Origin of the sequence: Teichococcus deserti (assembly GCF_001982615.1) — a bacterium.
GTDB classification, from domain to species: domain Bacteria; phylum Pseudomonadota; class Alphaproteobacteria; order Acetobacterales; family Acetobacteraceae; genus Pseudoroseomonas; species Pseudoroseomonas deserti.
The window spans coordinates 1-15,160 of sequence record NZ_MLCO01000194.1; the positions used below are offsets into that span (position 1 = coordinate 1).

General features: G+C 72.1%; 15 protein-coding genes and 2 pseudogenes. 7 read left to right on the forward strand and 10 right to left on the reverse strand.

The window, feature by feature from the left end; genetic code table 11:
* Positions 1–359, forward strand: a pseudogene (locus tag BKE38_RS32230) (TAXI family TRAP transporter solute-binding subunit); the annotation flags it as partial.
* 9 nt (positions 360–368) lie between these two features.
* Here the strand turns inward: BKE38_RS32230 and BKE38_RS18875 are convergent.
* From BKE38_RS18875 to BKE38_RS18905, 7 genes and pseudogenes are all read right to left on the reverse strand, one after another.
* Positions 369–599 (reverse strand): hypothetical protein, encoded by a 231-nt coding sequence (locus BKE38_RS18875; RefSeq protein ID WP_076958816.1) that lies wholly within the window; start codon positions 597–599, stop codon positions 369–371.
* A 126-nt stretch (positions 600–725) separates the two neighbouring features.
* Complete coding sequence (locus BKE38_RS18880; RefSeq protein ID WP_076958817.1) at positions 726–1,400, reverse strand: pentapeptide repeat-containing protein; 675 nt, start codon at positions 1,398–1,400, stop codon at positions 726–728.
* Between the two features lie 35 nt (positions 1,401–1,435).
* Positions 1,436–2,437 carry an ABC transporter substrate-binding protein gene (locus BKE38_RS32895; protein WP_076958818.1) on the reverse strand — a complete coding sequence of 334 codons (1,002 nt, stop codon included), beginning with the start codon at positions 2,435–2,437 and terminating at the stop codon, positions 1,436–1,438.
* Between the two features lie 76 nt (positions 2,438–2,513).
* Positions 2,514–3,002, reverse strand: a pseudogene (locus BKE38_RS33820) (LLM class flavin-dependent oxidoreductase); the annotation flags it as partial.
* Positions 3,002–4,387 (reverse strand): amidase, encoded by a 1,386-nt coding sequence (locus BKE38_RS18895; RefSeq protein WP_076958819.1) that lies wholly within the window; start codon positions 4,385–4,387, stop codon positions 3,002–3,004. The pseudogene BKE38_RS33820 and the gene BKE38_RS18895, both read right to left, overlap by 1 nt.
* A gap of 4 nt (positions 4,388–4,391) precedes the next feature.
* On the reverse strand, positions 4,392–5,222 hold the full coding sequence (locus tag BKE38_RS18900; RefSeq protein ID WP_076958820.1) for a polysaccharide deacetylase family protein: 831 nt from the start codon (positions 5,220–5,222) through the stop codon (positions 4,392–4,394).
* Complete coding sequence (locus BKE38_RS18905) at positions 5,219–6,001, reverse strand: SDR family NAD(P)-dependent oxidoreductase (protein ID WP_083747671.1); 783 nt, start codon at positions 5,999–6,001, stop codon at positions 5,219–5,221. Before BKE38_RS18905 ends, BKE38_RS18900 begins: the two co-directional genes overlap by 4 nt.
* A 125-nt stretch (positions 6,002–6,126) precedes the next feature.
* On the opposite strand from BKE38_RS18905, the gene BKE38_RS18910 reads away from it, so the two are divergent.
* Entirely contained in the window at positions 6,127–6,918 is a 792-nt protein-coding gene (locus BKE38_RS18910) for an IclR family transcriptional regulator (protein WP_242662472.1), read from the forward strand.
* On the opposite strand, the gene BKE38_RS18915 is transcribed toward BKE38_RS18910, so the two are convergent.
* Positions 6,908–7,417, reverse strand: coding sequence for a hypothetical protein (locus tag BKE38_RS18915; RefSeq protein ID WP_076958821.1), 510 nt, complete (start codon positions 7,415–7,417; stop codon positions 6,908–6,910). The two genes, BKE38_RS18910 and BKE38_RS18915, sit on opposite strands and share 11 nt — an antisense overlap.
* Positions 7,418–7,646: 229 nt before the next feature.
* Between BKE38_RS18915 and BKE38_RS18920 the strand changes: the two genes are divergently transcribed.
* The gene (locus tag BKE38_RS18920) at positions 7,647–9,809 is read left to right on the forward strand and encodes a TonB-dependent receptor (RefSeq protein ID WP_242662474.1); all 2,163 of its coding nucleotides are present in this window, start codon (positions 7,647–7,649) and stop codon (positions 9,807–9,809) included.
* Positions 9,810–9,866: 57 nt separating this feature from the next.
* Here BKE38_RS18920 and BKE38_RS18925 read toward each other — a convergent pair whose 3' ends face one another.
* Complete coding sequence (locus BKE38_RS18925) at positions 9,867–10,796, reverse strand: alpha/beta hydrolase (RefSeq protein ID WP_083747674.1); 930 nt, start codon at positions 10,794–10,796, stop codon at positions 9,867–9,869.
* A gap of 149 nt (positions 10,797–10,945) precedes the next feature.
* On the opposite strand from BKE38_RS18925, the gene BKE38_RS18930 reads away from it, so the two are divergent.
* The 4 genes from BKE38_RS18930 (at position 10,946) to BKE38_RS18945 (ending at position 14,196) form a co-directional block, all read left to right on the forward strand.
* A complete protein-coding gene (locus BKE38_RS18930) occupies positions 10,946–12,127 on the forward strand; it encodes an alpha/beta fold hydrolase (protein WP_076958822.1) in 1,182 nt (393 codons plus the stop codon).
* A 98-nt stretch (positions 12,128–12,225) separates the two neighbouring features.
* Entirely contained in the window at positions 12,226–13,140 is a 915-nt protein-coding gene (gene cysK / locus BKE38_RS18935) for a cysteine synthase A (protein ID WP_076958823.1), read from the forward strand.
* A 120-nt stretch (positions 13,141–13,260) separates the two neighbouring features.
* Positions 13,261–13,548, forward strand: coding sequence for a hypothetical protein (locus tag BKE38_RS18940; protein WP_076958824.1), 288 nt, complete (start codon positions 13,261–13,263; stop codon positions 13,546–13,548).
* 93 nt (positions 13,549–13,641) lie between these two features.
* A complete protein-coding gene (locus BKE38_RS18945) occupies positions 13,642–14,196 on the forward strand; it encodes a hypothetical protein (protein WP_131829649.1) in 555 nt (184 codons plus the stop codon).
* Positions 14,197–14,202: 6 nt separating this feature from the next.
* Here the strand turns inward: BKE38_RS18945 and BKE38_RS18950 are convergent, their stop codons facing one another.
* Positions 14,203–15,087 (reverse strand): DMT family transporter, encoded by an 885-nt coding sequence (locus BKE38_RS18950; RefSeq protein WP_076958842.1) that lies wholly within the window; start codon positions 15,085–15,087, stop codon positions 14,203–14,205.
* Positions 15,088–15,160 lie beyond the last annotated feature (73 nt).

A 15,160-nucleotide genomic window follows, 5' to 3' on the forward strand; every position in this document is an offset into this window, starting at 1 on the left:
TCTATGTCACCGGCAAGCCGGCGCGGCTGTTCTCCGGCCTGCGCGCCGAGGACGGGCTGCATCTGCTGCCGCTGCCGCCGCGGCCGCAGCTGCTGCAGACCTACCTGCCGGCGCCGATCGAGCATGCCGACTATCCCGGCCTGGTGCCCGAAGGCGCGCCGGTGCAGACGGTCGCGGTCGGCGCCGTGCTGGCGGTCTATGCCTGGGCCCCGGGCAGTGAGCGGCACGGCAAGCTGGTCCGCTTCGCCGAGCGCTTCCGCCAGAAATTCCCCGAACTGCTGCAGCCGCCGCGCCACCCGAAGTGGCGCGAGGTCAATCTGACGGCGCAGGTGCCGGGCTGGGTGCGGTTCAGCCCGTGATCCGGCGGATCAGGCCGGCGGCGCCGAGGCCACCGGCCCCGACCGCGCCGCCTGCCATTGCTGCTGCACCGCGTCGTTGACGTCGGCGGCGCTCTGGCCGGGCTGCACCACCACGGTGGCGCCGTTCAGGCTGAAGCGGTAGGGCCGCTGATGCGCCCGCGCCTTGTCGACGCAGCGGGCGATGATGTGGGGCAGGTAGTCGTCCGGCCTGGTCGGGTAGTCCTCGATCTCGGCGGTCATCGGCCGTTGCTCCCGTTTTCCGTTGTCATGGTGATGAAACAGACAGGCCTGGAAGTCTCATCACAACTGCCGGCGGAGCGGAAGCCGAAACTGCGGGCGACCGGGGCCTTCACGCAGGCTTTCGCGTCAGCCGACCTTCAGCCCCAGGCTGCGGGCCAGCTGCACCGCCTGGGCCGTCGAGATCGTCGCCCCCCTGAAGCGGCCGAGCGCGCCGGCCGCGAGCTCGGCCAGCTCGGCGCCGCGCAGATCGGCGCCCTCGAAGCGGGCCTGGTCCAGGATGGCGGCGCGCAGGCTGCAGCGCTGCAGCACCGCGCCGCGGAAATCCGCCTGGCTGAGATCGGCCTCGGCCAGGTCCAGCCCCTCCAGCCGGGCGTTGCGGAAGGAGAAGCCGGGCAGCAGCGCCAGCGTCATGTTGCAGTCGCGAAAGCCGACATCGAAGGCGCGCGCCTCGGAGAAATCGGCGCCGAGCAGCTGGCACTCGGCGAAGAGCGCGCCCTGCAGCCGCGCCGCGCGGAACCGGACGTTGTCGGCGAAGGCGCCCTCGAAGCGCGCCTCCGCCAGCGCCGCGCCGGAGAGGTCGGCGAAGGACAGCCGCCCGCCGATCCAGCGCGTGCCTTCGAGCCCCGCCGCGGTCAGGCTGGCCTGGCGCAGCTCGCAGCGCTCGAAGACCCAGCCGCCGAGCTCGAGCCGCGCCAGGTCGGCGCCGATGCCGCGGCAGGCCCTGAGATGCACCGGCGCGCCCGCGGCCGCCAGCCGCGCCACCCTGTCCCGATCCAGCTCGACCGCCTCGACCACCTGCATCGCGCGCCCGTCCCCCTGTTCTCAGGAGGCGGGTTCTAGCGCGCGGCGCGCTCGATGTTCCACAGCACGGGGAAGCCGAAATCAATCACCCCGCGCAGCTCGGCGCGCCAGACCGCCGGGCTGGCGAACTGCCCGGCCAGCGGGAAGTTGCCCTGCTGCAGCGACAGCCGCTGCAGCTCGCCGGCGATCTCGCGCCGCCTTGCCGCCTCGGGCTCGGCCTCGAAGCGCTCGATCACCGGCGTCATCGCCGGGTCGCAATAGCCCCAGGGCTGGTTGTTGGTGCAGTTGTAGCCGATGCCGGGATTGCTCAGCGGATTGGCCAGGTCGAAGCCGGTATAGATCACCGGCAGCAGGCTCCAGCCGCCCTGGTCCAGCGGCCGGCGCTGGATCCAGCGCTGCGCATGCGACGACCAGTCGGAGACCTGCACGTCGAGGTTGAAGCCCGCCTGCTTCAGCCGCTCGATCATCACCAGGCCGATCGGGTTGATCAGCGCCGAATCGCCCGGCAGCAGGAAGACCACGCGCTGCCCGGCATAGCCCGCCTGCTGCAAAAGCGTCCTGGCGTTGTCGATGCTCGCGTCGCGCGCCAACTCGGTGCCGATGTCGCTGGCATAGGCGGTGCCGCAGGCATAGCCGGACAGGCAGTCGGGCTGGGAGAAGCCGGCGGGGACGCCTTCGGCGGCGATCATCTCGCGCCGGTCCAGCACCTGCTGCACCGCACGCCGCATCAGCGGATTGTCGAAGGGCGGCTGGTGGTGGTTGATGCTGACGCCGCCCAGGATCTCGGCGCCGCCGCGGGCGCGGGCCAGCACCAGGTTGCGGTCGCGCTGCATGCGCGGGATGTAGTCGATCGGCGCATATTCGAGATAGTCGACCTCGCCGTTCTGGATCGCCGCGGCGCGCAGGCCGGGATCGCCCATGTTGACGAATTCGACGCGCTCGACGCGGGCGACCTTGCCGCCGGCCAGGCCATCGGCGGGCTCGGCGCGCGGGCGGTAGCGCGGGTTGCGGGCGAAGACGGTGCGCTCGCCCGGCACCCACTGGTCGCATGGAGGAGCCGCGGCGGATGCGGAAGAAGCGGCCCTGGTGGTCGAACTCCGCCTCCTCCCGCCACAGCCGCTGGATCACCTCCAGCCACTCCTGCAGGTGGTCGTAGCGCACGTCGTGCTCGGCGAGGTCGGCGCCGAACATGTCCAGCTCCGGCTTGTTCCAGCCGCCGACGACATTCAGCGCGAAGCGGCCGTCGGCGATGATGTCGATGGTCGCCGACTGCTTCGCCGCGGTGACCGGATGCAGCGCCGGCGCATGCGATGTGGCGATCACCGTCATCCGCTTCGTCGCCTGGGCGATGCCGGCACACCAGGTGAAGGGGTCCAGCGTCACCCCGCTCGGATGGCGTGGCTGGCCGGGGATGTAGCCCTTCCAGCGCGCATAGGCGAGCACGGCCTCGAAGCCCAGCGCGTCCGCCATCTGCGCCGTCTGCACCGAAGCCTGCCAGCTCGGCCGATAGGCCTCCGGCACCAGCGTCTGGGCGGCGCCCTTGCCGTTGGTGCCGAAGATGCCGAGCTTCAGCCGGTTCTTCGAGAAAAGCGGGTTGATCATCACACGGTCACGGGGCGGATCGCCGCGGCGACCCAGGCGGCCAGCCCGGTCAGCGCCGCGTCGCGATGCGCCTGGCCGATCACCTGCACGCCGACCGGCAGGCCGCCCACCGCCAGCAGCGGCAGGGTGATGGCGGGACACCCCAGCACCGAGGTCGCGGCATTGTAGGCGGGCAGGCCGGTGGTGTGGGTGACGCCGGAATCCTTGGCCTTGTTCTCCATCAGCGGCGCCGGCCCGACCGAGCTCAGGCTGATCAGCCCGTCGGCCAGCCCGTCGATGGCCGCGAAGGCGCGCTTGGCCGCCTCGCGCTGCAGCAGCGCCGCGCGGTAGTCGTCGATGGTCATCGAGCGCGCGAGATCGAGGCGGGCCATCATGCTGTCGCTCAGCCCGCTGCCGAAGCGCTCGATCAGATTCTCCAGCGTCCAGCGCAGCTCGTAGCCGCAGAGATCGCGCGACAGCGCCAGGCTGTCGCCGATGCCTTCTTCGAAGGCCTCGATCAGCGGGCTGTCGGCGCGCCGCAGGATTTCGACGCCGGCATCGCTCAGCTGCGCCAGGATTCCTTCAAATGCCCCCATGGTGGCGGAGTCGGTCTGCGACCAGCCTTCGGCTTCCATCACGATCAGCCGGCGCGGTTTCTCCGGCGCGCGCGGAGAAACCTCGCCATACAGACCCGGATGGCCGGGATCGCCGCCGGCGCGCTGCGCCATCTCGTAGGTGACGGCCCACATGTCGGCAAGGCACCCGGCATGCACGCCGATATGGCTCTGGCTGAAGCCCAGCCGCTCGCCGCGATGGATGGCGCCGAAGGTCGGCTTGATCGCGGTGTTGCCGCAGAAGCCGGCGGGGCGGATGATGGAGCCCACCACCTGCGTCCCCAGCGTCGCCGGCACCATCGCCGCGCCGATCGCCGCCGCCGAGCCCGACGACGATCCGCCCGGCGTGTGGTCGGCGTTGAAGGGGTTGGTCGTCGGCCCCGGATGCGACATGCCGAGCTCGGTGGTCACCGTCTTGCCGATGATCACCGCCCCGGCCTGGCGCAGCGCGAGCACGCTGGCGCTGTCGGTCAGGGTCTGCACGCCCTTCAGCAGCGGCGTGCCCTGCTCGGTCGGCATGTCCTTGGTCTGCAGCATGTCCTTGATGCCGACGGGCATGCCGTCGATCGAGGACAGCGCGCGGCCGGCCTTGTAGCGCGCGGTCGCGGCGTCGGCGGCGGCGCGGGCGCCGACCTGGTTCAGCGTCACCCAGGCCTGCACCGCCGGCTCGCGCGCGGCGATGGTCTCGAGGCAGCGCTCCAGGAAGGCGCGCGGCGTGTCGCCGGCATCGTGGAAGCGCGGCACGGCATCGTGGAAGGTGCAGGGCCGGAACTCGGCGGGGTTGTAGGCCATGGGCTCAGGCTTTCTCATGCGCGGCGATCCAGGCCTCGGCGACCTGGGTGCCGGTGGCGAACCAGACATCGGGGAAGGTCTTGATGAAGGCGATCATCTCGCGCAGCAAAGCGACGCGCGACGGCCGCCCGGTCACCTGCGGATGCATCACCAGGTTGAACAGCCCGCCCCAGCGGTAGAGCTCGCGGAACTCGTCCTGGTAGACCTCCAGGATATGGCTGTTGGTGCAGATGGTGCGCGGCGACTTGATCGAGAACAGCGCATGCGGCGCGTCGTCGGTGCTCCAGTGCCAGGGCAGCTCGACCGGGCCCGGGCCGCCATCGGGTGCCTTCATGCGATAGGGCACGATGTCGTCGAGAAGGGAGCTGTCGTAGAGGAAGGAATGCTTGTTGAGCAGGCGGATCAGGTTGTCGCTGGTCTCGCCCGCCGGCGAGCGATAGCCCTTCGGCACCACGCCCAGCACGCGCTTCAGCGCATCCAGCCCCTTCTCCATCTCCTCGACCTCCTGCTCGGGGAAATCGGGATCGATCCAGCGATGCGAATAGCTGTGATGCGCGATCTCGTGCTTCTCGGACAGGATCATCTCGCAGCGCTGGGTGTGGTTCTCCACCGTCCAGCCGGGGATGAAGAAGGTCGCCGGAACGCCCGCCTCCCTGAGCTCCTCGAGGATCTTCGGCACGCCGACCTTGGCGCCATAGGTGCCCTGGCTCAGCGTGCCCGGGCGCCGCGCATTGGCCGGGTCGCGCGACAGCCACAGCGTCTCGGCGTCGAAATCGAAGGTCAGCATCACGGCGATCCGCGCGCCGCCGGGCCATGTCACGCTCTTGTCGATCATCCCATCACCTCCTCTCCCAATTCGCGCGGCGGATGGCGGGCGGCGAGCCAGCCGCCATCCACCGCGATCACCTGCCCCGTCACGAAGGAGGCGTCGTCGGAAGCCAGGAAGGCGGCGACGGACGCCACCTCGCTGGCCTGGCCGGCGCGCCGCAGCGGCGTCGGCTCGACGATCGCCCGGACGTAGTAGGGCCTGGTCAGATGTCTCTCCGTCATGGCCGTCGCGATGACGCCGGGGGCGATGGCGTTCACCAGGATGCCTTCGGGGCCGAGCTCGGCGGCGAGCTGCAGCGCCATCTGCGCGACACCCGCCTTGGCCACCGCATAGGCGGTGGTGCCGGGATAGCCCGCCAGCGCCAGCGTCGAGGCGATGTTGACGATGCGCCCGCCCGGCCGCGCCAGATGCGGCACCACGGCGCGGGTGACGCGCAGCACCTCCTTCAGGTTGGTGTCGATGAAGCGGTCGATCAGCGCGTCGTCGGAATCGGTCAGCGCCTTCGAGCCGCCGATGCCCGCATTGTTCACCAGCACATCGATCCGGCCGAATCTCTCTTTCGCTGTCGCCACCAGCGTCGTTCCGGCATCGGCGGCACAGAGGTCGAGCGTCAGGCCCTGCGCGCCCCCGATCGCGGCGGCGGTGTCCATCACCTCGGCCAGGCGGTCGGCGAGCAGCACGCGCGCCCCTTCCGCGGCCAGGCGCGCGGCGGTGGCGGCGCCGATGCCGCGGGCGGCTCCGGTGACGATGGCGACGCGCCCGGTCAGGCGCTGCAGCTCAGGCAAGGCCAGCCTCCTCTCGTGGCGAGGCGCCCGAGGGCGCCTCCAAGGCGATGCAGCTTGCGATCGGCTTGCGCCGTATGTATTGTTGTTCAATACAGTTGAATTGTTTTGATCCTAGGGAGGATCGCGTGCCCCTGTCAAAGGCGAATCAAGCGGCAGCCGCGGCGCCGGATCCGCGGCTTTTCGTCCAGGCGGTGGACAAGGCGATGCGCGTGCTGGAGGCCTTCGCCCAGCGCGCCGAGCCGCTGTCGCTGGCCGAGATCGCGGGGCTGGCCGGCCTCGACCGCAGCGGCGCGCAGCGGCTGTGCTACACGCTGCGCCATCTGGGCTATCTGGAGCTGGAGCCGGGCGGGCGCGGCCATGTGCCGGGTCTGCGGCTGCTCGACCGCTCCTACGACCTGCTGCGCATGCATCCGCTGGTGCAGCGCGCCACCTCGCCACTGATCGAGCTGCGCCGCGCGACCCAGGAGCGCGTCGACCTCAGCCTGCCGGACGATGTCAGCATCGTCTATGCGGTGCGGCTGCAGAGCAAGCGCGAGAACTTCATCGCGACCCTGGTCGGGCGCCGGCTGCCGGCCTTCTGCTCCTCCGGCGGGCGGGCGATGCTGGCGCAGCTCGACGACGCCCGGGTCGAGGACATCCTGGCGCGCTCCGACCGGCGCCCCTTCACGCCGAAGAGCATCGTCGACATCCCTGCGCTGCGCGGCAAGATCGCTGAGGCGCGGGCGCTGGGCCATGCCTTCGCGCTGGAGGAGCGGCTGCTCGGCGAGGTGGTGCTGGCCGCCGCCATCACCGACCGCGGCGGCGAGCCGATCGGCGCCATCCACATCGCCGGCTCGCTGGCCGAATGGGAGCCGGCCGACTTCCAGCGCCGCATGGCGCCGCTGGCGATGGAGACGGCGCGCGCGCTCAGCGGCTGACCGCGCCCCTCGCCGCCGTCCCCGGCAGGCCGCTGATGCGGCGATGCTCGCGGAAGGCGGCGGTGATGGCGCGCAGCGTCTCGCGCGTGCGCGGATCGGTCGGCGAGGAATGCAGCACGATCGACAGCGAGGGCAGCGCCGGCAGGCCGAGCGCGGTCCCGGCATCGACGGTCTCGGCGGGCGCCAGCCGGTGCGGGACGGCGGCGACCGCCAGCCGCGCCGCCACGTCGCGCACCGTGCAGCAGGGCGAGGTCGTGGCCAGGCGCGGCTTCTCGCCGTCGCGATGCTCGGGGGCGGGGGCGGCGGACCCGCCGAAATGCTCCGGCCCCAGCCCCTCGCCCGCGCGCCGGTCGTCGTCGCGGCCGATGATGATGGCATCCAGCCGGCCGCTCCCGAAGCTGTCGGGCAAAGCGCGCGCGGTGCCGACCAGCAGCACCACCGTCAGCGCCGGGTCGAGCGACGTCAGCCGCGCCAGCAGCGCCGGGATTTCCGGCCCCATGACATGGGCAGCAATCCCCAGCCGGAAGCGCCGCCGCTGGCCGAGCGGCTGCCGGCGCGGCGGCAGCGGGCGCCGGCGGAGCGACCTCCCCCCGGGACAATGACACCAATCGTGCCTTTGGTTTCCCGCTTTTTCAGAGATTTGGAAGCCTTGCCCTGGGCGCGTGAACTCGGTTACTGAGAAGCATTCTCACTTGCCGAGACCGATGCGTGACAGAGGGGCTGCCTTGATGCTTCGAACCACCCGCCATCCTGGCGCCCCCGCCGTCATGCTGGCCTGCGGCCTGGCCCTGGCGCCGGGCGTGCAGGCCCAGACGCCGGCCCAGGCCGAGACGCCGCCCGCCGGCGGCGCCGTCGCCCTGCCGATGGTCGACGTCACCGCGGCGCCGGCGCCCGGCGCGCTGGCCCCGGCCTATGCCGGCGGCCAGGTGGCGCGCGGCGGCTCGCTCGGCCTGCTCGGTGCGCGCAGCGTCATGGACTCGCCCTTCAGCACCACCAGCTACACCAGCCAGGTGATGGCGGACCAGCAGGCCCGCACCATCGCCGACACGCTGGTCAACGATTCCTCGGTGCGGCTGACCACCGGCGCCGGCGGCTTCGACGACACCTTCCAGATCCGCGGCTTCGCCGTGCCGGCGCAGGATGTCGGGCTGAACGGGCTCTACGGCCTGATCTCCTCCAACCGGGTGCCGGCCGAGATCACCGAGCGGATCGAGCTGCTGCGCGGCCCGGGCGCGCTGATCAACGGCATCTCGCCGGGCGGCAGCATCGGCGGCGGCATCAACATCGTCACCAAGCGGGCCGAGGACCTGCCGCTGACCCGGCTGACCACCACCTATATGGGCCGCGGCAATCTGGGCGTCGCCACCGACATCGCCCGGCGCTACGGCGCCAATGGCGAATGGGGCATCCGCTTCAACGGCATGCACCGCGACGGCGAGGCGACGATCAACAACGGCAACCTGCAGAACTATGTCGCCGCCCTCGGGCTCGACTATCGCGGCGAGCGGCTGCGCTGGTCGGTCGACGGCATCTTCCAGCGCGACAACACCAAGAACTTCCGGCCGCAGATCTCGTTGCTGTCCAACACGGCCTTCATCCCGGCGCCGCCGAACGCGCGCAGCAACTGGTATCCGAACACCAATCTGCAGCAGCAGGACAGCACCGTCGCGACGCGGCTGGAATACGACCTGACCGAGCAGCTGACCGTCTATGGGGCGATCGGCTATCGCGACGGCTGGAACGAGCAGGTCTTCCCCGTCAGCTCCCAGGCGGTGGACGCGGCCGGCAATTTCCGCGTCGGCAACGCCTTCTACGATTCCTATTCGAAGACGGTCAGCGGCACGGTCGGCGCCAATCTGCGCTTCAGCACCTGGGGCATCGGCCACACGCTGAACGTCGGCTATACCGGCTTCCAGCAGGAGGCCGGCAACGCCTATATCGCGCAGCCGGGCAGCATCGCCTCCAACATCTACCGCCCGTCGCTGCTGCCGGCGGTGACGCTGCCGCGCACCGATCCGCGCAAGGCTTCCGAGACGACGCTGACCAGCTTCGCGGTCGCCGACACGCTGTCCTTCCTGGGCGACCGGCTGCTGCTGACCGGCGGCCTGCGCTTCCAGCAGGTCCAGGTCGACAGCTACAGCACCACGACCGGCGCGCGCACCAGCCGCTACGACGCCGACGCCACCACGCCGATGTTCGGCATCGTGGTCAAGCCGCTGCAGAATGTCTCGGTCTATGCGAACTACGCGCAGGGCCTGACGCGCGGGCAGATCGTCGGCGCCGGCTACCGCAATTTCGGCGAGGTTCTGGCGCCCTACAAGTCGGAGCAGTACGAGGCGGGGGTGCGCGTCGATTGGGGCCGGGTGATCACCTCGGCCTCGGTGTTCCAGATCACCCGGCCGAACTCGATCCGCACCCCGGCCAACGACCTGGCCTATGACGGCGAGCAGCGCAACCGCGGGCTCGAGCTCTCGGCCTATGGCGAGGTGCTGCCCGGGCTGCGCGCCCTGGCCAGCGCCACCTTCCTGAAGCCGGAGCTGACCAGCCCCGCCACGGCCGCCGAGCGCGGCAACGATGCGCAGGGCGTGCCCGACCGCAGCTTCTCCGGCGCGCTGGACTGGGACGTGCCGGGCGTCGCCGGCCTCGCGGTGAACGGCCGCGTCATCTACACCTCGGGCGCCTATATCAACACGGCGAACACGGCGCGCTTCGACAGCTGGACCCGGGTCGATATCGGCGCGCGCTACCGCACCGAGATCTCCGGCAAGCCGGTCACCTTCCGCGCCAATCTGGAGAATCTCTTCGGCGAGGAATACTGGCTGACCACTGGCACCTATGTCACCGTCGGCTCGCCGCGCACGGTGATCGTCTCCGCCGCCTTCGACTTCTGAGGCGCTGACCGCAAGACCTGGCCGAGGAACCCTGGCCGAGGAACCCTGGCCGGCGGCTCAGCCGGCCAGGAGGAAGCGCAGGCCCCGCTGCACCGCCTGGGGGAAGGCGGACATGTGCCCCTCCCCCGGCAGCAGCGCGAAATCGACCTCCAGCCCCGGCAGGGGGCGCAGCCTGTCGGCCATCTCCCGCGCATTGTCGACCATCCGGATCGCCGCCATGCGCGGCCCCCAGGCCGGGTCGTGCCAGGGCGCCGGCGCCTGCTCATGCCCGCCGACCGTCAGCAGCAGGCGGCGCCCCGCCGGGCGGTCGGCGCGGGCGGCGAAGCGACCGGCCTCGGCCAGGATCGCGCCCTCCTGCCACCAGATCGACGGGCTGCCGGCGACATAGCCGGAGAAGGCTTTGGGGCGGGTGAACAGCGCGTGCAGCGTGCAGAGCCCGCCCAGCGAATGGCCGAGCAGCGCCTGCCGGGTCGCATCGACCGGCGCCGCGCGCGCGGCCAGCGGCTTCGCCACCGCCTCGATGAAGTCGAGCAGCGCGTCGGCGCCGCCGATGCGCCGCGCCGGGCGTCCCTCGGCGGCGGGCAGTTCGCGCTGCGGCGGCGGCGTCAGGTCGTAGGAGCGGCGCGCCAGGTCATAGGGCCCCTCGCTGCGGTAGCCGATCCCCGCCACCACCGCGGCCGAGCGGATGCCGGCCTCGCGCGGCAGGAAGGCCAGCAGGCGCAGGGTGTCGACCACCAGCCCCATCACCGCATTGGCGTCGAGCACGGTGACCAGCGGCCAGCCGCCCGGCGGCGGCGCGCCGTCCGGCACATGCAGGAAGACGCGGAAGGGCTGGCCGCTGGCCGAATCCAGGTCGTGCTGCGTCGTGCCCGGCAGGGTCGCCGCCTGCTGCGCCCGCGCCACGGCCGGGCAGGCCAGCGCCGCCAGCAGCGGCGCCAGGCCGCGGCGGCCGGGGCGCAGCGGCGGAGGAAACGAGACGGATGGCATGGCGCGCTCCGGGCTGCGAAGGCGCCAGCCTAGCAGAGCCGCGCCCGCTTGCGAGCCGCGCGGTCGTTCCGCCCCCGGTTGTCGCCGCCCGTGGGCGGTCCTAGCGTCCTCGCGGGGCGATCCGCAAAGACCCCGAGGAGGAACGTGACATGCAAACCCTGCCCCTTCCGCGCGGCGGGCGATGGCTGGCCGCGGCCATGCTGGCGCTCGGCACCGTCGCCGCCCTGCCCGCCGCGGCCCAGGCGCCCGCCGTGCAGAGCTGCGACCTCGGCGAGCTGAAGCTCGAGAGCGGCGCCAGCATCCCGAACGTCCGGATGACCTATATCACCCACGGCACGCTGAACGCCGAGCGCAGCAACGCCATCCTCTCGATCCACGGGCTGCGCGGCAACCGCGACGCGCAGAGCTTCCTGGCCGGGCCGGGCCGGGCGCTCGACACCGACCGCTATTTCGTGGTGCAGCCGGACACGCTGGGCGTCGCCTCCACCGATCCCAATGCCACCACCTCGCCGACGCGCTCCGGGCTGAACATGGCCTTTCCGCGCTTCAACATCCGCGACATGGTGCAGGCCGAATACCGGCTGCTGACCGAATGCCTGAACATCCGCCACCTGGTGGCGGTGACCGGCATCTCGATGGGCGGCATCGGCAGCCTGCAATGGGCGGTCAGCCACCCGGACTTCATGGATGCGGTGATCCCGATTGTGCCGCAGGCGCATGCGACACGGCAGACCGCCTTCGTCTGGGAGACGGCGCGCCAGGCGATCATGCTCGACCCGAAGTGGCGCGACGGCGCCTATCCGGCCGACGACCCGCCGCGCCGCGGCACCGGCATCGGCATCAACATCCAGAACGCCTTCGGCTTCTCCGCCGACGCCTTCGCCGAGATGTTCCAGGACCGCGCCGCCGTCGAGCGCTTCCACGCGACCTCGACCGAGCAGCTCGGCCGCGCCACCGATGCGCGCGACTGGGTCTATCGCACCTGGGCGATCGTCGATCACGACATCGCCCGCACCCCGCCCTTCGCCGGCGACCTGCGCGCCGCGGCGCGCTCGATCAAGGCGCGGCTGCTGCTGATGCCCAACTGCTACGACCAGCTGCTCAGCCCGGGCGAGAGCGGCGTGATGGAGCTGGCCGCGCATGCGCCGAACGCCAAGATCGTCGACCTCGACGACATCGCCGGGCATTCCGGCAACAACAGCCCGCGCAGCCTGCCGCTGATCACCGCCGAGATCCGCGACCTGCTGCAGCGCGTGGCAGACGGCCGCCCCGGCTTCAACGGCCCGCGCATCCCGCGCCACTGGAGCCGGGAGGACCGCTGCCCGGGCTGAGGGCGCCGGCCGGCGGCGGCCGCGATCGCCGCCCGCCCGGGCTTGCCGCGCCGCCGCCGCCGCACCAGCTGACTGCCAGCATGCAACGGGAGACCGCGATGAAAGCCGACAATGTCCTGCAGACCATTGGCCGCACGCCGCATATCCGCCTCTCGCGCCTGTTCCCCGCGGCCGAGGTCTGGGTCAAGTCGGAGCGCGCCAATCCCGGCGGCTCGATCAAGGACCGCATCGCGCTCGCCATGATCGAGGCGGCCGAGGCCAGCGGCGCGCTGGCGCCCGGCGCCACCATCATCGAGCCGACCTCGGGCAATACCGGCGTGGGCCTGGCCATGGTGGCCGCCGTCAAGGGCTACGCGCTGGTGCTGGTGATGCCGGACTCCATGTCGGTCGAGCGGCGCCGGCTGATGCAGGCCTATGGCGCCCGCTTCGAGCTGACGCCGCGCGAGCGCGGCATGAAGGGCGCCATCGAGCGCGCCCGCGAGCTGCAGGCGGAGATCCCCGGCGCCTGGATCCCGCAGCAGTTCGAGAACCCGGCCAATGCCGAGGTGCATGCCCGCACCACCGCGCAGGAGATCCTGGCCGACTTCCCCGAGGGGCTGGACGCGCTGATCACCGGCGTCGGCACCGGCGGCCATATCACCGGCTGCGCCCGGGTGCTGAAGCAGGCCTGGCCGGGGCTGCGGGTCTTCGCGGTGGAGCCGGCGCTGTCGCCGGTGATCTCCGGCGGCGCGCCGGCGCCGCATCCGATCCAGGGCATCGGCGCCGGCTTCGTCCCCGCCGTGCTGGACACCGCCCTGCTGGACGGCGTCATCCAGGTCGGCGCCGAGGAGGCCAAGGACTATGCCCGCCGCTCGGCGCGCGAGGAAGGGCTGCTGGTCGGCATCTCCTCCGGCGCCACCCTGGCGGCGATCGCGCAGAAGCTGCCCGCCCTGCCGGCCGGCGCCCGGGTGCTCGGCTTCAACTACGACACCGGCGAGCGCTATCTCTCGGTGCCCGAGTTCCTGCCCACCTGAACCCCACCACGCGGGGCCCCAGCCTGGGCCCCCAGCATGGGCCCCTCCAGCCTGAGGCCTGGCCGGGTCCCGGCCGGCGGGCGCCTTGACGTCGCCGTTTCCGCCCCAACCTGATCAGCCATGCCGGTCGATCCCACCCTCCGCGCCCAGCTCGAGGCCATGCTGCGCGAGGCCGCGCTGCAGGCCGCCGCCGCCCCCGGCGGCAACCCCCGCGCCGCCGGCGCCGCCTGGGCCGAGGCCTGGTTCGCCGAGCGCTATGGCCATCGCGTCGCCTGCAGCGAGGAGGAGGTGGCCGATCTGCGCGACAGCCTGGCCAGCATCCCGCCGGCTGCGGCGCTGCCGGCGGCCGAGGCGGAGCGCGGCGCCCGCCTGCAGCTGCTGCGCGACCTGGAGCTCGAGCCGGGCTGAGCCGCGGCGGCGGCCAAAGCTCCGCTGGCGCCGCCGCCCGGCATCGGGCATCACCCCTGCAGCACGAGAGGGAGCCGCAGGATGCAGCAGGCCATGCCGAAGCCGAATTTTCCCCTGGGCACCCTGCTGGCCGCGCTGCTCGGTCCGGAGGCGCCGGTCGAGCTGCGCCGCGCCGCCCAGCGCCTGCGCGCCGAGGCGGCGCCGGCCCTGGTCATCGAGGCGGACATCGCCGCCCTGGCCGAGGGGCTGGCCACGACCGAGGTGGCGCGTTCCCCCGCCGTCGCCGACGCGCTGCCGCCGCTGTTCTGGATCGAGGCGCGGCAGGCGACGCGGACCCTCGGCTGGGTGATCGAGAAGAAGCGCGGCGGGCTTGCGGCGCGCGGCTTCGCCCTGGCCGATGGCGCCGGGGCGCTGCCGGAGGCGGCCGAGACCACCCCCCTGCCCTTCGGCGCCGCCGCCGCGGAGGACCCCGCGACGGCCTGGCTGCGCGGCTTGGTCACCGCCGTCGCCCTGCCGGAGATGCTGGCGCAGATGGGCGAGGCCTCGCCGGTGCTGCTGCTGCCCGCCGAGCCGCGCCCGGCCGACCGCAGCCTGCTGCGCGGGCTGCGCCTGTCGCTGGCGATGTCGCCGGAGGCGGCGCCGCAATAGCCGGCTTCAGCGGGGCGGCTGCGCCGCCCGGCGCGCCAGCATCGCCTCGCGCCAGATGGTGAAGATGCCGGCGGCGATGACGATGGCGCAGCCGGCGATCATGTTCAGGCTCATCACCTCGCCATAGACGAAGACGCCGATCAGGCAGACCAGCACGGTCTGGATATAGGTCATCGGCTGCACCACCACGGCGTCGAGCAGGTCGAAGGCGCGGATGAAGCACCAGTGGCCGACCGTGCCGGTGACGCAGAGGGTCAGCATCCACAGCCAGTCGGCGGGCGTGATCGCGGTCCAGAAGAACGGCCCGGCCAGGCTGATGGCGATGGCGCCGGCGACGCCGGTGTAGAGGAAGGCGGTGCCCGAGGTGTCGGTGCGGCTGGCCAGCCGGGTCATCACCGAATAGACGGCGAAGAGCACGGTGCCGACCGCCGGGATGGCGATCTTCGCGTCGAAGCTGGCCTGCAGCGGGTTGATGATCAGCAGGATGCCGAGGAAGCCGATGCCGATCGCGGTCCAGCGCCGCCAGCCGACGCGCTCGCCGAGGAAGGGCACCGAAAGGCAGGCGACCACCAGCGGCGTGCCCGCATAGAGCGTGTGGGTCGCAGCCAGCCCGACGCGCGAGAAGGAGAAGATCGACAGCCCGATCTGCACCGCCAGCAGCACGCCGCGCGCCACCTGCAGCCAGGGCCGCCGCGCCGCCGCCGTCCGCCGCAGCCCGACGCTCGAGCGGCTGGCCAGCAGGATGGCGAAGCCGGCGAAGGCCCAGTAGCGCACCATGGCGATCAGGATCGGCGGATAGGCGTCGCCGAGATGCTTGGAGATGCCGTCCTGCATCGCGAAGATGGCGACGGCGCCGAGGGCGTAGAGAAGGCCGGAGGCCCGGGAGGTCATCAGCAGCATCGCCTTCTGGTCGGGCGGCCGGAGAGGGACCGCCATGGCGGCGGCAGGGTAGTCGCTGGGCGGC